At 60.9% G+C, this 18179-nt stretch carries 18 protein-coding genes; 5 read left to right on the top strand and 13 right to left on the bottom strand.

All coding sequences use genetic code 11. The annotated features are described in order from the left end of the window. Positions 1 to 50: 50 nt before the first annotated feature. The 4 genes from pqqB to pqqE are packed head-to-tail and all read left to right on the top strand — an operon-like array spanning position 51 to position 3121. A complete protein-coding gene (pqqB, locus tag JJD66_RS07395) occupies positions 51 to 962 on the top strand; it encodes a pyrroloquinoline quinone biosynthesis protein PqqB (RefSeq protein WP_200647889.1) in 912 nt (303 codons plus the stop codon). 11 nt (positions 963 to 973) lie between these two features. After that, positions 974 to 1726: a pyrroloquinoline-quinone synthase PqqC gene (gene pqqC, locus JJD66_RS07400; protein ID WP_003194770.1), complete on the top strand. Its 753-nt coding sequence runs from the start codon at positions 974 to 976 to the stop codon at positions 1724 to 1726. Next, positions 1723 to 1998, top strand: a complete 276-nt coding sequence (pqqD, locus tag JJD66_RS07405; RefSeq protein WP_003194772.1) for a pyrroloquinoline quinone biosynthesis peptide chaperone PqqD — start codon at positions 1723 to 1725, stop codon at positions 1996 to 1998. The genes pqqC and pqqD overlap by 4 nt, the downstream gene beginning before the upstream one ends. Continuing rightward, positions 1991 to 3121 (top strand): pyrroloquinoline quinone biosynthesis protein PqqE, encoded by a 1131-nt coding sequence (gene pqqE / locus JJD66_RS07410; RefSeq protein ID WP_052200001.1) that lies wholly within the window; start codon positions 1991 to 1993, stop codon positions 3119 to 3121. The genes pqqD and pqqE overlap by 8 nt, the downstream gene beginning before the upstream one ends. 5 nt (positions 3122 to 3126) lie before the next feature. On the opposite strand, the gene JJD66_RS07415 is transcribed toward pqqE, so the two are convergent. From JJD66_RS07415 to JJD66_RS07430, 4 genes are all read right to left on the bottom strand, one after another. Further along, a complete protein-coding gene (locus JJD66_RS07415; RefSeq protein ID WP_003194776.1) occupies positions 3127 to 3285 on the bottom strand; it encodes a YqaE/Pmp3 family membrane protein in 159 nt (52 codons plus the stop codon). Positions 3286 to 3378: 93 nt separating this feature from the next. Beyond that, complete coding sequence (locus JJD66_RS07420) at positions 3379 to 3696, bottom strand: helix-turn-helix domain-containing protein (protein WP_198714398.1); 318 nt, start codon at positions 3694 to 3696, stop codon at positions 3379 to 3381. Beyond that, positions 3680 to 4045, bottom strand: coding sequence for a type II toxin-antitoxin system RelE/ParE family toxin (locus tag JJD66_RS07425; RefSeq protein WP_198714399.1), 366 nt, complete (start codon positions 4043 to 4045; stop codon positions 3680 to 3682). Before JJD66_RS07425 ends, JJD66_RS07420 begins: the two co-directional genes overlap by 17 nt. A 225-nt stretch (positions 4046 to 4270) precedes the next feature. After that, complete coding sequence (locus tag JJD66_RS07430; protein WP_200647890.1) at positions 4271 to 5533, bottom strand: aspartate aminotransferase family protein; 1263 nt, start codon at positions 5531 to 5533, stop codon at positions 4271 to 4273. A gap of 209 nt (positions 5534 to 5742) precedes the next feature. Between JJD66_RS07430 and JJD66_RS07435 the strand changes: the two genes are divergently transcribed. Then, positions 5743 to 6642: a LysR family transcriptional regulator gene (locus JJD66_RS07435; protein WP_034128841.1), complete on the top strand. Its 900-nt coding sequence runs from the start codon at positions 5743 to 5745 to the stop codon at positions 6640 to 6642. 226 nt (positions 6643 to 6868) lie between these two features. Here JJD66_RS07435 and JJD66_RS07440 read toward each other — a convergent pair whose 3' ends face one another. The 9 genes from JJD66_RS07440 to bioF all read right to left on the bottom strand — a co-directional run bounded on the left by JJD66_RS07440 (position 6869) and on the right by bioF (position 18167). After that, on the bottom strand, positions 6869 to 8647 hold the full coding sequence (locus JJD66_RS07440) for an acyl-CoA dehydrogenase C-terminal domain-containing protein (RefSeq protein ID WP_057976569.1): 1779 nt from the start codon (positions 8645 to 8647) through the stop codon (positions 6869 to 6871). 247 nt (positions 8648 to 8894) lie between these two features. Next, on the bottom strand, positions 8895 to 10664 hold the full coding sequence (locus tag JJD66_RS07445; protein ID WP_200647891.1) for an acyl-CoA dehydrogenase C-terminal domain-containing protein: 1770 nt from the start codon (positions 10662 to 10664) through the stop codon (positions 8895 to 8897). Between the two features lie 90 nt (positions 10665 to 10754). Next, the gene (locus tag JJD66_RS07450; protein WP_198714402.1) at positions 10755 to 12044 is read right to left on the bottom strand and encodes a GGDEF domain-containing protein; all 1290 of its coding nucleotides are present in this window, start codon (positions 12042 to 12044) and stop codon (positions 10755 to 10757) included. Between the two features lie 219 nt (positions 12045 to 12263). Next, positions 12264 to 14069: a phenylacyl-CoA dehydrogenase gene (locus tag JJD66_RS07455; protein ID WP_034128845.1), complete on the bottom strand. Its 1806-nt coding sequence runs from the start codon at positions 14067 to 14069 to the stop codon at positions 12264 to 12266. 322 nt (positions 14070 to 14391) lie between these two features. Continuing rightward, on the bottom strand, positions 14392 to 14673 hold the full coding sequence (locus JJD66_RS07460; RefSeq protein ID WP_054896780.1) for a hypothetical protein: 282 nt from the start codon (positions 14671 to 14673) through the stop codon (positions 14392 to 14394). A gap of 106 nt (positions 14674 to 14779) precedes the next feature. Then, positions 14780 to 15460, bottom strand: a complete 681-nt coding sequence (bioD, locus tag JJD66_RS07465; RefSeq protein WP_034128848.1) for a dethiobiotin synthase — start codon at positions 15458 to 15460, stop codon at positions 14780 to 14782. Beyond that, complete coding sequence (gene bioC, locus JJD66_RS07470; protein WP_198714404.1) at positions 15457 to 16269, bottom strand: malonyl-ACP O-methyltransferase BioC; 813 nt, start codon at positions 16267 to 16269, stop codon at positions 15457 to 15459. Before bioC ends, bioD begins: the two co-directional genes overlap by 4 nt. Then, complete coding sequence (locus JJD66_RS07475; RefSeq protein WP_014720207.1) at positions 16262 to 16993, bottom strand: alpha/beta fold hydrolase; 732 nt, start codon at positions 16991 to 16993, stop codon at positions 16262 to 16264. The genes bioC and JJD66_RS07475 overlap by 8 nt, the downstream gene beginning before the upstream one ends. Beyond that, complete coding sequence (bioF, locus tag JJD66_RS07480; RefSeq protein WP_200647892.1) at positions 16986 to 18167, bottom strand: 8-amino-7-oxononanoate synthase; 1182 nt, start codon at positions 18165 to 18167, stop codon at positions 16986 to 16988. The genes JJD66_RS07475 and bioF overlap by 8 nt, the downstream gene beginning before the upstream one ends. Positions 18168 to 18179: the final 12 nt, after the last annotated feature.

Here is an 18179-nt window from a genome sequence, read left to right on the forward strand (position 1 = left end):
TCGGTTCGCCCGGGGCGTTTTTGTTTTGAGCTGTGCTTGATGGAGCGATCATGTTTGTCCAGATTTTAGGTTCCGCCGCCGGCGGTGGCTTCCCGCAGTGGAACTGCAACTGCGTGAACTGCGCAGGCTTTCGCGATGGCAGCCTGCGGGCCCAGGCGCGTACCCAGTCATCCATCGCGATCTCCGACGATGGCGTGAATTGGGTGCTCTGCAATGCCTCGCCGGATATCCGCGCGCAACTCCAGGGTTTTGCGCCCATGCAACCGTGCCGCGCCCTGCGCGATACCGGCATCAGCGCAATCATCCTCATGGACAGCCAGATCGACCATACCACTGGCCTGCTGAGCCTGCGCGAAGGCTGCCCGCACCAGGTGTGGTGCACCGACATGGTCCACGAAGACCTGAGCACCGGTTTCCCGTTGTTCACCATGCTGACCCACTGGAACGGTGGCCTGGCCTGGAACCGCATCGAACTGGACGCCAGCTTCACCATCCCGGCCTGCCCCAACCTGCGCTTCACCCCGCTGCCGCTGCGCAGCGCCGCACCACCCTATTCGCCGCACCGCTTCGACCCGCACCCCGGTGACAACATCGGTCTGATCGTCGAAGACCTGCGCACCAACGGCAAATTGTTCTACGCACCGGGCCTGGGCAAGGTCGACGCACCGCTGCTGGACATCATGGCCGGCAGTGACTGCCTGCTGGTCGACGGCACGATGTGGGACGACGATGAAATGCAGCGCCGTGGCGTCGGCACACGCACCGGGCGTGAAATGGGCCACCTGGCACAGAACGGCCCCGGTGGCATGCTTGAAGTGCTGGAGCAACTGCCCAAACAGCGCAAAGTGCTTATCCACATCAACAACACCAACCCTATCCTCGATGAAGACTCCCCTGAGCGAGCAGAGCTGGTGCGGCGCAATGTCGAAGTGGCTTACGACGGCATGAGTATTGAATTGTAGGAGCGATCGAAATGACCGACACACCGTTGAGCAAGGCTGAGTTCGAAGCGGCCCTGCGCGCCAAGGGCGCCTTCTACCATATCCATCACCCTTACCATGTGGCGATGTACGAAGGCCGCGCCAGCCGTGAGCAGATCCAGGGCTGGGTCGCCAATCGCTTCTACTATCAGGTGAATATCCCGCTGAAAGACGCGGCGATCCTGGCCAACTGCCCTGACCGTGAAATCCGTCGCGAATGGATTCAGCGCCTGCTCGACCATGACGGCGCGCCCGGTGAAGACGGCGGTATCGAAGCCTGGCTGCGCCTGGGCCAGGCCGTGGGCCTGGACCCCGACCAACTGCGCTCCCAGGAGTTGGTGCTGCCAGGCGTACGCTTCGCCGTGGACGCCTATGTCAACTTCGCCCGCCGCGCCAGCTGGCAAGAAGCCGCCAGCAGCTCGTTGACCGAGCTGTTCGCGCCGCAAATCCACCAGTCGCGCCTCGACAGTTGGCCCCAGCATTACCCGTGGATCGACCCGGCCGGTTACGAGTACTTCCGCACACGCCTGGGCCAGGCCCGTCGCGATGTGGAACACGGCTTGGCGATCACCCTGCAGCACTACACCACCCGCGAGGGGCAGGAGCGCATGCTGGAAATTCTCCAGTTCAAACTGGACATCCTCTGGAGCATGCTGGACGCCATGAGCATGGCCTATGAACTCAAACGCCCGCCGTATCACAGCGTGACCGAACAGCGGGTATGGCATAAAGGGATCACCCTATGAGCTTTGATCGCAGCAAAAAACCGACCTGGCGCCAGGGCTATCGCTACCAGTACGAGCCTGCACAGAAAGGCCACGTGTTGCTCTACCCCGAAGGCATGATCAAGCTCAACGATAGCGCCGCATTGATCGGTGGCCTGATCGACGGCGAGCGCGACGTTGCGGCAATCATTGCCGAGCTGGACAAGCAATTCCCCGGCGTCCCGGAGCTGGGTGACGACATCGAGCAATTCATGGAGGTCGCCCGTGCTGAGCACTGGATCACCCTTGCCTGAAAAGCCAGCCATCGGCCTGCCGCTGTGGCTGCTGGCCGAGCTGACCTATCGCTGCCCGCTGCAGTGCCCGTATTGCTCCAACCCGCTGGATTTCGCCGAGCAGGGCAAAGAGCTGAGCACCGAACAATGGATCAAGGTATTTCGCGAAGCCCGTGAAATGGGTGCTGCGCAGTTGGGGTTTTCCGGCGGTGAGCCGCTGGTGCGCCAGGACTTGGCCGAGCTGATCGGCGAGGCCCGCAAGCTGGGTTTCTACACAAACCTGATCACCTCTGGCATCGGCCTCACCGAACAAAAAATCAGCGACTTCAAGAAAGCCGGCCTGGACCATATCCAGATCAGCTTCCAGGCCAGTGACGAACAGGTGAACAACCTGCTGGCCGGCTCCAAAAAAGCCTTCGCGCAAAAACTGGAAATGGCCCGAGCGGTGAAAGCCCACGGCTACCCGATGGTGCTGAACTTCGTCACCCATCGCCACAATATCGACAAGATCGACCGCATCATCGAGCTGTGCATTGCGCTGGAAGCAGATTTCGTCGAACTCGCCACCTGCCAGTTCTACGGCTGGGCACAGCTCAATCGCGTGGGCTTACTGCCCACCCGCGAGCAGTTGGTGCGCGCCGAACGCATCACCAATGAATACCGCGCCAAACTGGAAGCCGAAGGCCACCCCTGCAAGCTGATCTTCGTGACACCAGATTATTACGAGGAGCGCCCCAAAGCGTGCATGAATGGCTGGGGTAGCATCTTCCTGACAGTCACACCCGACGGCACCGCCCTGCCCTGCCACGGCGCGAGGCAGATGCCCGTGCAGTTTCCCAATGTGCGCGACCACAGCATGCAGCACATCTGGTACGACTCGTTTGGCTTCAATCGCTTTCGTGGCTACGACTGGATGCCTGAGCCATGCCGTTCATGCGACGAAAAAGAAAAGGACTTCGGCGGCTGCCGTTGCCAGGCCTTCATGCTCACTGGTGACGCCAGTAATGCCGACCCTGTATGCAGCAAATCCGAGCAGCACGGCATCATCCTGCAAGCGCGGGAAGAGGCCGAACATGCCACCCAGACCATCGAGCAACTGGCCTTTCGCAATGAGCGCAACTCAAGGCTCATTGCAAAAGGCTGAGCGCCTCAACGCTTGGCGATGATGTACACCGCGTGGATGATGCCAGGGAAGTAACCGCACAGGGTCAGCAGGATATTCAGCCAGAATGCACCGCCGAAACCTACTTGCAGGAACACACCCAATGGCGGCAGCAGAATGGCGATGATGATACGAATGATGTCCATGGGTCAGCTCCAGAAAATCGGCTCGTGTGAGCCGTGTAGCTAATCGACCTTGGCGGTTCGTGAGGGTTCAGTGGATTCTGGCATTGGGCCATCTCAGGCCAGAATCTCCAGGCCATGTTTTTGCACGATACTCAATAACTTGAGCGCCATGCCACTGGGCCGCTTCTCTCCCGACTCCCATTTTTTGACCGTGGAGGCGCTGGTGTTCAGGTAGCGGGCGAACACAGGTTGGCTGACATGGCTGCTTTCACGTAGTTGCTTGATCTGTTCGGCAGGGATTTGATCTGGCATGGATAAACATGCCTCATCATATTCTCGCAGAGTGGTTTTGCTGATGGCTCCGACAGCATGAAGCGCTATGGCTGACTGGTGAATGGACTCAAACGCCTCGCTTTTATACTTCTTGGTCATGATGTATCTCCACAAACTCCTTGAGATCCAGCATTTGCCGAATCTGTGCTTCGTTTAACTTTTCATAATTTTTGGCCAGTGATCGAAACCAAACAAGTTCGCTCTGCGTAATGTTGCTTTGATCCTTCTTCGCGAACAGCAACTGATAAACCCAATAGTGCCTACCCTTGGCCAATATGATTGAACGATGTCGATTTTGGTTGAGGCGTTTTTTCCAGACACCACCGCCCAGATTATCGGCCTGCCCCCTCAGCATTTCGCCAAACGCCTCCTTCAACTCCGAATCGCAGATCCAGGCTTTGTTGGCCGCCTCGGCAAATCGCCGTGTTTTGAACAACCTGAGCTTCATGGAAATCCCTTCCCAAAAACATACCACCCAGTGGTATGGATTGAAAGTCGAGCACGTTGTGCCCCATCGATGGTCCTTGCCGACGCCCGCTAAGAAACCACTGTTCCCAGAGAGGCTCAATCAACGTTTTCACACTAGAAATTACCCAGACAAAAAAACGCCCCCAGCCAAAAGAGTCAAGCTGGAGGCGCCGCGTATGCCGCGAGACGGTTCAGGAAACTGGGGTCAAACGGCGATGCCCTTGCGGCATTGCACTTGAGCGGTACGCACCCGAGAAAAGGCGCGGGCAAGCCGAAGAAGCATTTCGTCGATATGGGGTTTGCTGATGTTCAGCGCAGGGGTAAAGCGCAGGCAGTCAGGTTGCGCGGCAGTGAGAATCAAGCCTTCGTGCTGCGCGGCTTTGACCACTGCAGCGGCGCAATCGTCCGACAGTGTCAGGCCCCAAAGCAGCCCGTTGCCGCGCAGGGGGCCATGGCCGTAACGGTAGGCCAGGCGGGCAAGGCCTTCTGCCAGGTACAAGCCCGATTCACGTAGGTGCTCGAGAAAGCCGTTCTCCAATAGAGCGTCGAGTACGGCGATACCCGCAGATGCCATCAGTGCATTGCCATGATGTGTACCGTCCAGCTCGCCCGGTTCGAAGCAACAGGCAGTGCCACGCGCCAGCAGCGCCGCCAGGGGCACACCGCCGCCCAGGCCTTTTCCCAGGGCAATGATATCGGCGCGCACGCCGTATTGCTGTTCGGCGAGCAAGCTGCCGCAGCGGCCGATACCGGTTTGCACTTCGTCGAAGATCAGCAGGATCCCCAGCTCACGACACAGGCGTTCGACGCCCTTGAGGTAATGTTCTGTCGCAGGGAGGACACCGCCGCCGCTTTGTATCGGCTCCAGCATGATGGCGACGGTCTGCGCATCGACCGCTGCATGCAGGGCCGGCAGATCGTTAAACGGCACTTGGCTGAAACCTGGCAACTGCGGTTCGAATCGGTTTTCGCAGGCCACAGCCGACGCCGACATCGCCCCCAGGCTCCGCCCATGACAGCCATTGTTTACGGTGATGATGTGGTAAGCGCCACCGCGATGCAGTTGGCCCCACTTGCGTGCCAACTTGATGGCCGCTTCACAGGCTTCGGCACCGCTGTTGAGCAAATAGGCCTGGTCGCTGCAGGTGTGGTGGCACAGACGATCGACAAGATCCAGTTGCGCGCGGTTGTGCAAACCCAGGCCAGGGTTGATCACGGTGTGCATCTGTTCGGCAATGGCGTCGCGTACGGCCTGGGGACTGTGACCCAGGCTGTTGGCGCCGCCGCCTTGACTGAAATCCAGATAAACGCGGTCGTCAGCGTCCGACAGCCAGGAACCCTGCCCCTGCACAAACACCTGGGGCGGGCGCGCCACAGTGGGCATCAGGCACTGGCTGGAAACATCTGCACGCGGGGCATGCACAACCAGGTCATCCAGACTCGGCGCGCAGCGACGGAACAAGTTCACACTTCACCCCCGCTGGCAACCTGACCTTGGTCGATGCCACCTGCCAATGAGGCCTTCAGATTTTTTGCCTTGCCTATGTAAACGCTATCAACAAAAACGCTGTTCATTGTCCGATCCGGCCCTGTAAGCCCTGCGAATAGGCGCTAGACTAGGCGCCCTGGGGGCCAGCGGCCATTTCGATTTTCCAGCTTTTTCGATAAGCAAACCTTATGGATTTCAAGCAACTGCGTTATTTCGTCGCGGTGTATGAGGAAGGCCACGTAGGTCGCGCCGCGGAGCGTCTGTCGATCTCCCAGCCAGCGCTGTCGCAACAGGTTCGCCAACTGGAACAGAACCTCGACGTCAGCCTGTTCGAACGCAGCAGCAAGCGCCTGTTGCCGACCCTGGCGGCCCACACCTTATACAACCACGCATTACCGCTCATTGATGGTATGCAGCAAGCCGTCGAGGCACTGCGCAACTTCAAGGGCCAGGCCATGCGCAGCCTGGCCATCGGCGTGCTGCAAACCGTGCACACCAGCCTGGTGCCGCAGATGCTTGAGCGCGTGCGCAAGGCCCAGCCCCATCTGGTGGTACAGATCTACGAATTGACCGGGCTTGAGATTGAGCGGCGGTTGCTCAATGGCTCACTCGATATTGGCATCAGCTACCTGCCACCCCGTCAGCCGGGCCTGCACGGCGTGCTGCTGTATGAAGACGAGTTGAAGGTGGTGATACCCGAAGATCATCCGTTGCGCGAGTTCAAGAAAGTCTCGCTCAAACAAGCCGCCGAATTACCGATGTTGCTGCTGGGGGAAGAGTTTCAGGTTCGGCAGATCTGGCAAGGCCAACTGTCCAACCTCGGGCGGCGCCCGCAAGTGCAGGCGGAGCTCAATACCATGGTGGGCATTCTCGACAGCCTGCCTCACACCCGCTTGGCGACGGTGCTGCCTGGGCGCTCCCAGGACGAACACAACAGCAAGGCACTGCTGTGGAAACCCTTGAGCGAGCCCAGGGTACCGCTGAAAGTAGGGTTGGTATGCCGCGATGTGCAACGCCAGCAGGCGACGGTGGCGTTGCTGCGCACCCTGCTGGAAGACGTGATGAATGCCCCGCCGGCAACCGCCTGACTTTTTCGCGGGCAAAAGAAAACCCCGCCGAAGCGGGGCTTTGCAGACTGTTTCCCTGACATCCATTTCACTCCGCCGTCCTGGCAGAATCCTACGTGTCCGTGTTGTTGCTTTGCGCTTCCTGCGCGACGTCCATGTGAAGTAGATTAGCCGTGGATCCAATATGGCGATAGAGGACGATTAGCAGCACGTCATGTAAGAGAATGCTTACACGCCCTCCTCCCCCTTAAAACAGGGCTTCATCCATCAGGAACAGTGATTCGCTACCGGCTTTTACCGACGCACTCAACGAGTGGATACGCGGCAACAGACGGGCAAAGTAGAAACGCGCAGTCCCCAGTTTGCTGGCGTAGAAATCCTCTTCGCCTTCCTTGCCCAACGCCGCCTTGGCCATGCGTGCCCACATATAGGCATAGGCCATGTAGCCGAAGGCATGCAGGTATTCCACCGAGGCTGCGCCGATTTCATTAGGATTGCTCTTAGCGCGGTCCAGCACCCAGGCCGTCAGCTCATCCAGGTTACCTACTGCCACACCCAGCGGCTTGGTGAACTCGGCCAACTCAGGGCCCGATGCGGCGATGAACTGGCGGATCTCATCGGCGAACAAGGTATAGAACGCACCGCCGCTGCCGACGATCTTGCGCCCCATCAGATCCAGAGCCTGAATGCCGTTGGTACCTTCGTAGATCTGGGTGATGCGCACGTCACGCACCAATTGCTCCTGTCCCCACTCGCGGATGTAACCGTGACCACCAAACACCTGCTGGCCGAGTACGGTGGTTTCCAGGCCCAGGTCGGTGAGGAACGCCTTGGCAACTGGCGTCAACAACGCCACCAGGTTATCGGCACGCTCGCGCGCCTGCGCATCGTCGCTGAACTTGGCGATGTCCAACTGCGTCGCCACGTAGGTGGAAAACGCCCGGCCGCCTTCGTTCGCCGCCTTCATGGTCAGCAACATACGACGGACATCCGGATGCACGATGATCGGGTCTGCCGGCTTGTCCTTGGCCTGTGCGCCTAGCGGGGAACGGCTCTGCAGACGGTCGCGGGCATATTCAATCGCGTTCTGATAGGACCGCTCGCCAGAAGCCAAGCCCTGGATACCGACGCCCAGGCGCTCATAGTTCATCATGGTGAACATCGCAGCCAAGCCACGGTTGGGCTCACCGACCAGGTAACCCACGGCTTCGTCGAAGTTCATCACACAGGTGGCGGAGGCCTGGATGCCCATCTTGTGTTCAATGGAGCCGCAGTTCACCGGGTTACGCGCGCCCAGGCTACCATCGGCATTTACCAGGAACTTCGGTACCAGGAACAGCGAGATGCCCTTGGGCCCGGCCGGTGCGTCCGGCAGTTTGGCCAGCACCAGGTGGATGATATTTTCAGTGAGGTCATGCTCGCCACCGGTGATGAAGATCTTGGTGCCGCTGACCTTGTAGGAGCCGTCCGCCTGGGGCTCGGCCTTGGTGCGGATCATCCCCAGGTCGGTACCGGCATGGGCTTCCGTCAGGCACATGGAACCGGCCCACTCACCGGAATACATCTTCGGCAGGTAGGTGGCCTTGAGTTCTTCACTGGCGTGGGTGTTGATCGATACACAGGCACCGGAGGTCAACATCGGGTACAGGCCGAAAGCCAGGCTCGACGAGTTGATCATCTCTTCAACCTGCGCCGACACCGCCTTGGGCATGCCCATGCCGCCGTAGGTCGGGTCGCCGCCCACGCCTACCCAGCCGCCTTCGGCGTAGGTGCTGTAGGCCTGGGGAAAACCGTCGGGAGTCGTCACGGCGCCGTCCGCCCAGTGGCAGCCTTGCTCATCGCCGCCGCGGCTGAGGGGGGCAATGGATTTGGCGGTGACTTTGCCGGCCTCTTCCAGGATCGCTTCGACGGTTTCGGCGTCAACGCTGTCTGCCAATGCCGGTAACTGGGCCCAAGTATTAGCGACCTCAAACACTTCGTTGAGGACGAAGCGCATATCACGCAACGGCGCTTTGTAATCAGCCATGGCAAACCTCGTGAGAACGTGAAAAGTGATTCGATAGGATCGGTTTTATAGACGCCGAGTGTACCCGAACAACTTTTAAGACACATAGGGTCCGTTCGTGACCGTTAAGTATTTATAAGTCACACAAACCGATTGTGGGAGCGGGCTTGCTCGCGAATGCGGGGTGTCAGTCGGTACATCTTTGACTGGATCAGCGCATTCGCGGGCAAGCCCGCTCCCACATTTTGACCCGAGCAATCAGTGACCTCTACAGTGCGAAGGCCTGCGCTGGTAATTTCATCAGGCATTCGCTCCCTGCCTCTACCGCAGCACGGTGCATGGCCGTACGCGGCAACAAGCGCTTGAAATAAAAGTCGCAGGTCGCAAGCTTCGCCTGGGCAAACCCTTGGTCGTCCTGGCCGTGCGCCGCGATCGCCATGCGCAACCACAGGTAGGCGAGGATGATGTAACCGCTGTACATCAGGTAATCCATGGCCGCCGCGCCCACTTCATCAGGGTTTTTCATCGCCGCCGTGCCGACCTTCAAGGTCAGTTCGCCCCATTGCTGGTTCAGTTCATTGAGTTGCGCCACATGGGCCTTGAGTTGCACATGCTCGCCATTGGCCGCGCAGAACTTATGCACAATTTTGGTAAACCCACGCAGCAACTTGCCCTGGCTGCCCAGCACCTTGCGCCCGAGCAGGTCCAGGGCCTGGATGCCATTGGTGCCTTCATAGATCGGCGCAATCCGTGCGTCACGGGCCAGTTGCTCCATGCCCCACTCGCGAATATAGCCATGGCCGCCGAATACCTGCATGCCGTGGTTGGTCACCTCCAGGCCGGTTTCGGTCATGAAGGCTTTACAGATCGGCGTGAGGAAGGCCAACAGGTCCTCGGCTTCCTGGCGTTGGCCAGCGTCGCTGCCAAGGTGCGCGGTATCGAGCAGTTGCGCGGTGAAATAGGTCAACGCGCGGTTGCCCTCGTTGAAAGCCTTCATGGTCAGCAGCATGCGGCGTACATCGGCGTGCACGATGATCGGGTCGGCGGCTTTCTCCGGGGCCTTGGCACCGGTCAGCGAGCGCATCTGCAAGCGGTCGTTGGCGTACTTGATCGCGCCCTGGAAGCTCGCTTCACCGTTGCACAGGCCCTGCATTCCCGTGCCCAGGCGGGCGTGGTTCATCATCGTGAACATGCAGTTCAGCCCCTTGTTCGCCTCGCCAATCAAATAGCCTTTGGCGCCATCGAAGTTCAACACGCAGGTGGCCGAGGCCTTGATGCCCATCTTGTGTTCGATGGAGCCGCAGTGCACCGCATTGCGCTCGCCGGAGTCGGCATGGAACTTGGGCACGATAAACAACGAGATGCCCTTGGTACCCGCCGGCGCGTCCGGCAGCTTGGCCAGCACCAAGTGGATGATATTGGCGCTCATGTCGTGCTCACCGGCCGAGATGAAGATCTTGCTGCCGGTGACCGCGTAGCTGCCGTCCGCCTGAGGCACGGCGCGGGTCTTAATCAAGCCCAGGTCGGTGCCGCAGTGGGCTTCGGTCAGGCACATGGTGCCGGTCCATTCGCCTGCGGTGAGCTTGCTCAGGTAGGTGGCTTTCTGTTCGTCGGTGCCGTGGGCGTGGATGGCCGACATCGCACCGTGGGTCAGGCCTGGGTACATGCCCCAGGAGGTGTTGCTGGAGCCGATCATCTCGCTCAGCACCAGGCCCAGGGAATGGGGCAGGCCCTGGCCACCGTAGGCCGGGTCTGCCGCCACGCCGTGCCAGCCGCCTTCCACATACTGGGCAAAGGCTTGCTTGAAGCCTTTGGGAGTGGTCACCACGCCATTATCGAAATGGCAGCCCTCTTCATCGCCGCTGCGATTGAGCGGCGCGAGTACGTTTTCGCAGAACCTGGCGCCTTCTTCGAGGATCGCATTGACCATGTCCGGGCTGGCATCCGTGGCGCCCAGGGCCGCGTAGTGGCCGTGGAAATCGAATACGGTGTCGATCAGAAAGCGCATGTCGCGCAGGGGAGCTTTGTACTCAGGCATGGCAATGTCTCCGGCAGCAGATAGGGTTAACCTACTGCCGGCCATGGCCGTGGACAATCACTGTAGCGCTGCTGAATACACCGCCATTACTCAACCGGCAGCGCTCTCCATGCGCACCGCGCCACGGCGGGTTTGCCCGGCTGCGACCACACAGTTACGCCCCGCCCCCTTGGCGGTGTAAAGCGCCTGGTCGGCGGATTTGAGCACCTCATCGGGGCTGCGTTGCTCGGCCTGGCGCTCGGCCACGCCGATGCTTACCGTCACCGACACACTGGACGCGCCGCTGCCCGCACGGCGCTGGCGGCCTTGATGGTCGTCCTGGGGGCGGTCCGGGTTGCGCAACTTGATGTCGTAGCTGGCGATGATCTCGCGGATCTCCTCCAGGTGCGGCATGCACTCATCCAGGGTCTTGCCGGCAAACACCACGGCAAACTCTTCACCGCCGTAACGGTAGGCCCGCCCGCCGCCGTTGACCTTGGACAGCTTGCTCGCCACCAAGCGCAGCACCTGGTCGCCCACATCGTGGCCGTGGGTGTCATTGAAACGCTTGAAGTGATCGACGTCGCTCATCGCCAGCACATAGTTGCGACCTAGCCGCTGCATGCGCTCGTTGAGGGCACGTCGCCCCGGCAAGCCGGTGAGCTCATCACGAAACGCCATTTGATACGCCTCGTGCGCCACCCCCGCAGCGATCATCAGCATCACCTGGCTGCACATGATGTTGAGGGTGAACGGTAGGATGAAGGTTTGCGGCAACATCCAGAACATGCCCAGCAACCCCACCAGTTGTGCGGCGTGCAGCGGGCGCGGCTGGTACCAGTATTGGGCGGCCAGGGTGAGAAAGCCGATCAGGAACATCGGGTAGGAAAGTTGGATCAGGCTCATCCAGGCGCCATGCAGTATCGGCCAACGGATCTCCGCCAACCAGCCCAGCAAAGCCTGGGGAAAACTCTGCTCCAGGGCCAGCGCCACACTGCCCACCGCCAGCAGCACCGCGCAGCGGGCGACGAAGTCGCGGAACAGATGGGTCTTTTCCTGCCACAGCGCATAAATGCTGAACAGCAAGGGCAACAGCAGGCAGCACAGGTGGAACACCACGGCAGCGTCTTCACGCACGCGGCCATTGTCCCGGTAGAAGTCGGTCTGGGTATCCAGCAGGAAATAGGTGACGTAAACCGTGACCATCAAGAACAGTTCACGCTGGCGTCGATACACCGCGCAGTAGGCGCCGCCGAGCAACAGCACCAGGGTGGGCAGCACGTTGAACAGCGAGGTGAAGAAGACGCTGAGGTCCTTGACGTACGCAGCCGAGAGCCCGGCCAGCAACAGCAGCAGCGAAGGGAGAAAATGGCTGAAACGTACAGCGGACACGCGTGACAAGGGTAAAGCTCCGACCCGCTAACAAATAATGGCACTGTGCCTCTAAGCGATCAGTTAAGCACAACCGACCGACCATGTATCACATTGCCATCACTGTAACGGCAGCTCATCATAATCCCTGAGTGCAGGACTGCGGTTTTTTAGACGCGCTCCCACACAAATGCAAAAAACCGCCGCATCCCGAGGGAGGCGGCGGTTTCTAGAAGAACCTGGTAAGGCTTAGTAAGCCAGGCCGAAATCTTCTTCTTTCATGTCCATCAGGTTGTTGGCGCCCGACAGCATGGTTGCCACGTGGGTGCGGGTACGCGGCAGGATGCGCTGGAAGTAGAAGCGTGCAGTCTGCAGCTTGGCGGTGTAAAACGCCTCTTCGCTGGTGCCGGCGGCCAGTTTCTCGGCAGCCAGGCGTGCCATGTCGGCCCAGAAGTAAGCCAGGCAGGCGTAGCCGGAGTACATCAGGTAGTCCACCGAGGCAGCACCGACTTCTTCACGGTCTTTCATCGCGGCCATGCCGACCTTCATGGTCAACTCGCCCCACTCTTTGTTCAGTGCCGCCAGCGGTGCAACGAACTCTTTAACCGCGTCGTTACCTTCGTTGGCCTGGCAGAACTTGTGCACGATCTTGGTGAAGCCCTTGAGCGCTTCGCCTTGGGTCATCAGCACTTTACGGCCGAGCAGGTCCAGCGCCTGGATGCCGGTGGTGCCTTCGTACAGCATAGAAATGCGGCTGTCGCGAACGTTCTGCTCCATGCCCCACTCAGCGATAAAGCCGTGGCCACCGTAGATCTGCACGCCGTGGTTGGCCGATTCAAAACCGACTTCAGTCATGAATGCCTTGGCGATCGGGGTCATGAAGGCCAGCAGGGCATCTGCCTGTTTCTTGGCTTCGTCGTCGGTGCCGTACTTGACGATGTCCACTTGCTTGGCGGTGAAGTACACCATCGCACGGTTACCTTCGGCGAAGGCTTTCATGGTCAGCAACATGCGGCGTACGTCAGGGTGCACGATGATCGGGTCAGCGGCTTTGTCCGGGGCTTTCGGGCCGGTCAGGGAGCGCATTTGCAGGCGATCACGCGCATATTTCAAGCCGCCCTGGAAACCGATCTCGGCGTGAGCCAGGCCTTGCAGCGCGGTGCCCAGGCGAGCGGTGTTCATGAAGGTGAACATGCAGTTCAGGCCTTTGTTCGCCGGGCCGATCAGGAAACCGGTGGCCGCGTCGAAGTTCATCACGCAGGTGGCGTTGCCGTGGATACCCATTTTGTGTTCCAGGGAACCACAGGTGACCGCGTTGCGCTCGCCCACCGAGCCATCGGCGTTAGGCAGGAACTTGGGCACGATAAACAGCGAGATGCCTTTGGTGCCGGCCGGTGCATCCGGCAGGCGGGCCAGTACGATGTGGACGATGTTGTCGGCCATGTCGTGTTCGCCGGCCGAGATGAAGATCTTGGTACCGGAGACTTTGTAGGAGCCGTCAGCCTGAGGCTCGGCCTTGGTGCGCAGCATGCCCAGGTCGGTGCCGCAGTGTGGCTCGGTCAGGCACATGGTGCCGGTCCATTCGCCCGACACCAGTTTGGTCAGGTAAGCCTCTTGCTGCTCGGGGGTGCCGTGTTCGGAAATAGTGTTCATCGCGCCATGGGACAGGCCCGGGTACATGCCCCATGACCAGTTGGCTTCGCCGACCATTTCGCTCACGGCCAGGCCCAGGGATTCCGGCAGGCCTTGGCCACCGTGCTCCACGTCGTGGGCCAGGCTTGGCCAGCCGCCTTCGACGAATTGTTTGTAGGCTTCTTTGAAGCCCGCTGGGGTCTTAACGCCTGACTCACTCCAGGTACACCCTTCGATGTCGCCCACGCGGTTCAACGGTGCCAGTACTTGCTCACAGAACTTGGCGCCTTCTTCGAGGATGGCGTCGACCATGTCCGGGGTAGCGTCCTGGCAAGCCGGCAGGCTCTGATAGTGCGCTTCATAACCGAGCAGTTCGTCACGAACGAAGCGAATATCACGCAAGGGGGCCTTGTAGTCAGGCATAGCGATAAACCTCTGCTGATGTAACTGGGATGAACAACCGCATGGATTTTTTATGGCGGTCAAACAGGTGTTTGAAACATACGTTTACGACCCAGGGTTGTCAAGCGTCGGCCAGATGCCGTTTGTCTTGACGCGGGTCAGCCAGGCACGGCGAGGCCTGGCAGGATGCCTCATGGATTTAAGGAAGAGCAGAATGTCGCAGTACGACTGTGGGAGCTGGCTTGCCTGCGATGCAGGCGCCATGGTGTATCAGGCAGTACGCGTTGATGCTATCGCAGGCAAGCCAGCTCCCACAGAGAGAAGCGGGCGTGCGATAGAGAAGTTAAGCGTAGGTATCGATCAACGTACCGAGCATTTCGTCCGAAGCCTTGGCGACTTTCGCCCCCAGCTCGATTTGAAACTTGCCCTGGGCCATTTCCACCATGTTGCTCGCCGAATTGGACGCTTGGGCGCGGTCATTGGCTTGCAGACGGTCGCTTTGCGCGGCCGATGGCTGGGTGGTCGCGGCGCTGGCAATCTTGCCGGCCGCCTGGTCGACACGGTTCTGCCCGGTCTGAATGCTGCTCAGGCCCGAATAAAACGCGCTGCTTCCAGAGATTTCCATGGCGTAAGCCTGCCTTTAGAGAATCGTGAAGCCCGATTGAACCAGACATCCTGGCAAAAGGCCCGTCAAAAACACTAATGGCATATTGCCTTAGCGATAGCCAAAATCAGTCAAGCAGGTCCAGTTCCAAGTACTCGGCCACCGCGCCAGCCCCGGCGTGCTTGAGTTTCGGCACTCGCCCCAGGCAAGGCGCGGGCAGGCGCTCAGCCAGGGTGGCGAGGTTTTCTTCCAGACGAGAGGTCTTGGGGTCGATGATATTTGCCACCCAGCCCGCCAACGGCAAGCCATCCCGTGCGATGGCTTCGGCGGTGAGCAACGCGTGGCTGATGCACCCAAGGCGCACGCCTACCACCAGGATCACCGGCAGTTTGAGCGCCATGGCCAGGTCCGACAGGTTGGCCTGGTCGGCCAAGGGCACGCGCCAACCGCCTGCCCCTTCGATCAAGGTGAAGTCCGCGCCTCGTGCCAGGATCTGCTGCATCGGCTTGAGCAGCGATTGCACCGTGAGCCCGACGCCCGCCTCGCGTGCCGCCAGATGCGGCGCGATAGCTGGCTCGAAGGCCACCGGGTTGACCTCGGCATAACTGAGCGGCACTGAACACTCGGCCAGCAACGCCAAGGCATCGGCATTGCGCAGGCCCTGGGCCGTCAGTTGGCAGCCCGACGCCACCGGCTTTCCGGCGGCCGTGCTTTTGCCGGAAAGCCTGGCCGCATGCAACAGGCCGGCGGCGATGGTGGTCTTGCCAACATCGGTGTCTGTACCGGTGATGAAGTAAGCGGCGCTCATAACGGTTTCTCCAGTACGGCATACACCACTTGGTACGTGGCGGGCAGGCCCTGGGCCTGGCGGAACTGCTCGTAGGCCTCTACCAACGCGACAATCCGCGCACGGCCCGTCAACCCTCCCGGGCGGCCTGGGTTGAGGTTGTGGGCGCCCAATGCCTTGAGCTCATGGGTCAGGCTGCGCACATCCGGGTAATGCAATACGTGGGGCTGTCGCTCCAGTCTGATCACGCGCAAGCCACTGGCCGCACACCGTTGCTGATAGACCTCGAAGGTGCGGAAGCGATTGACGTGGACCAGGCCGTCCGCCGCCCGCCAACTCTCGCGCAACTCATCCAGGGTGCCTACGCACAGGCTGGCAAAGGCCAGCACGCCACCTGGTCGCAGCACACGCCGGGCTTCGCTGAGCACCGCATCAAAATGGGCACACCACTGTACCGCGAGGCTGGAGAAGAGCAGCTCAACGCTGTCAGCTGTAAGCGGCAAGCGTTCTGCATCACCGGCTATAAAGTGCGCGGCGCCGCCCAGCGGACGCGCGTGGTTGAGCATGCCCTCGGCAATGTCCAGCGCCACACCTTGGCTACCGGGCAAACGCTCGCCCAGTACGCGGCTGAAGTAGCCCGTGCCGCAGCCCATGTCCAGCCAACGCTGTGGCGCCAGGCCGTGAGGCAAACGGCTGAGCAGTTCATGCCCGACCGCACGCTGCAACTCGGCCACGCTGTCGTAACTGGCCGCCGCACGGGAGAACGAGGCCGCGACCTGGCGCTTGTCCGGCAAGCCCCCTGGCAAGGGCGGGTGGGATAGGTCAGTCATCGACACACTCATGCAAAAAAGCCTGGATGGCCCCGGCAACTCCGTGAGGGTCTTCCAGAAGAAACGCGTGACCGGCCTGTTCAATCAGGCCGATTTCTACATCGGGGAGCAAGGCCAGCAGGTCACTGGCGGCTTCGGCAGGCACCAGCCCATCCAGGCCGGCAAACAGGTGCAACTGCGGCCCACGAAACGCCTGCAAGGCCGCCCGCGTATCCAGTTGGGCCAACAGTTCCAGGCCGGGCATCAAGACGCTGGGGGAGGTATTCGGCGCACCGCTGACCAACAAGCGCGACAAGCCGCGCGGGTCTTCGGCACCCTTGGCGCACAACAGCCCAAAGCGCTTGAGCGTGACCTGGGAGTCGGCGTGGCAGCCGGCCAGAAATGCGTCGAAGGTTTCCGCAGGCATCCCATGGGGCCAGCCGTCATGGGCGACGAAACACGGGTTGCTCGCCAGAGTCAGCAAGCCACAGCACCGCTCGCCACGGCGTGCCGCCAACTCGGACGCGAGCATGCCGCCCAGCGACCAGCCCCCGAGCCAGGCATTGTCCGGCAGCGTCGCATCGAGCTCATCGAGCCATTCACCGAGTTCGCTGGCCTGCAGCGCCGGCAAGGGTTCGATCTGTACCTGTAAATGCTCGTTCAGGCCGTGCAGCGCAGCGGCCAACGGTTCCAGCGGTGACACACCCAGGCCCCAGCCCGGTAGCAGGATCAGTCGATTACGCATAGCCGGGCTCCGAGGCGTCTAACAAGCGAAAACACACTTGCAACCCGTCTAACAATAGCTGCACCTGCGCTTCGCTGTGGGCCGCCGTCAATGTCACCCGTAGACGGGCACTGCCGGCGGGCACGGTCGGTGGTCGAATGGCAGTCACCATCAAGCCACGCTCGCGCAGCATCTGCGAGAGGCGCAGTGCCCGGGCGCTGTCGCCAATCAGGATCGGTTGGATCGGCGTAAAGCTGTCCATCAACGCCAGGCCTATCTGCTCGGCGCCGCGACGGAACTGGCGGATCAACGCGTTGAGGTGCTCGCGTCGCCAATGTTCGCTGCGCAGCAGTTCCAGGCTTTTGAGGGTGGCGCAGGCCAGTGCCGGTGGTTGGCTGGTGGTGTAGATATACGGGCGTGCGAATTGGATCAGGCTCTCGATCAAGTCCTCACTGCCGGCCACAAAGGCCCCGGCGGTGCCGAACGCTTTGCCCAAGGTGCCAACCAGCACGGGCACGTCCTCCTGGCTCAAGCCGAAATGTTCGACGATGCCGCCGCCATTGGCGCCCAACGGACCGAAGCCATGGGCGTCATCCACCATCAGCCAGGCACCTTTGGCCTTGGTTTCACGGGCCAGCGCGGGCAGGTCGGCGAGGTCGCCGTCCATGCTGAACACACCGTCGGTGACCACCAAGGTATTGCCGGTGGCTTTCTCCAGGCGCTTGGCCAGGCTGCCCGCGTCGTTATGCAGATAACGGTTGAAACGCGCACCGGACAGCAAACCGGCATCCAGCAAGGACGCGTGGTTAAGCCGGTCTTCCAGTACCGTATCGCCCTGCCCCACCAGCGCCGTGACCGCGCCGAGGTTGGCCATGTAGCCAGTGGTGAACAGCAAGGCACGCGGGCGACCGGTCAAGTCAGCCAGGGCTTCTTCCAGCTCATGGTGCGGTGTGGCGTGGCCCACCACCAAGTGCGAAGCGCCACCGCCCACGCCCCAGCGGGACGCACCGGCGCGCCAGGCTTCGATCACTTGCGGGTGATTGGCCAGGCCGAGGTAATCGTTATTGCAGAAGGCCAACAACGGTTGCCCGTCCACCACCACGTGCGGGCCTTGGGGGCTCTGCAGCAAGGGGCGCTGGCGGTAAAGATGGTCGGCACGGCGGGCAGCGAGGCGCGCGGCGAGATCGAAAGACATGCTGGCCTCGAT

Origin of the sequence: Pseudomonas sp. MF6751, from assembly GCF_016613265.1 — a bacterium.
GTDB classification, from domain to species: Bacteria; Pseudomonadota; Gammaproteobacteria; order Pseudomonadales; family Pseudomonadaceae; genus Aquipseudomonas; species Aquipseudomonas fluorescens_BV.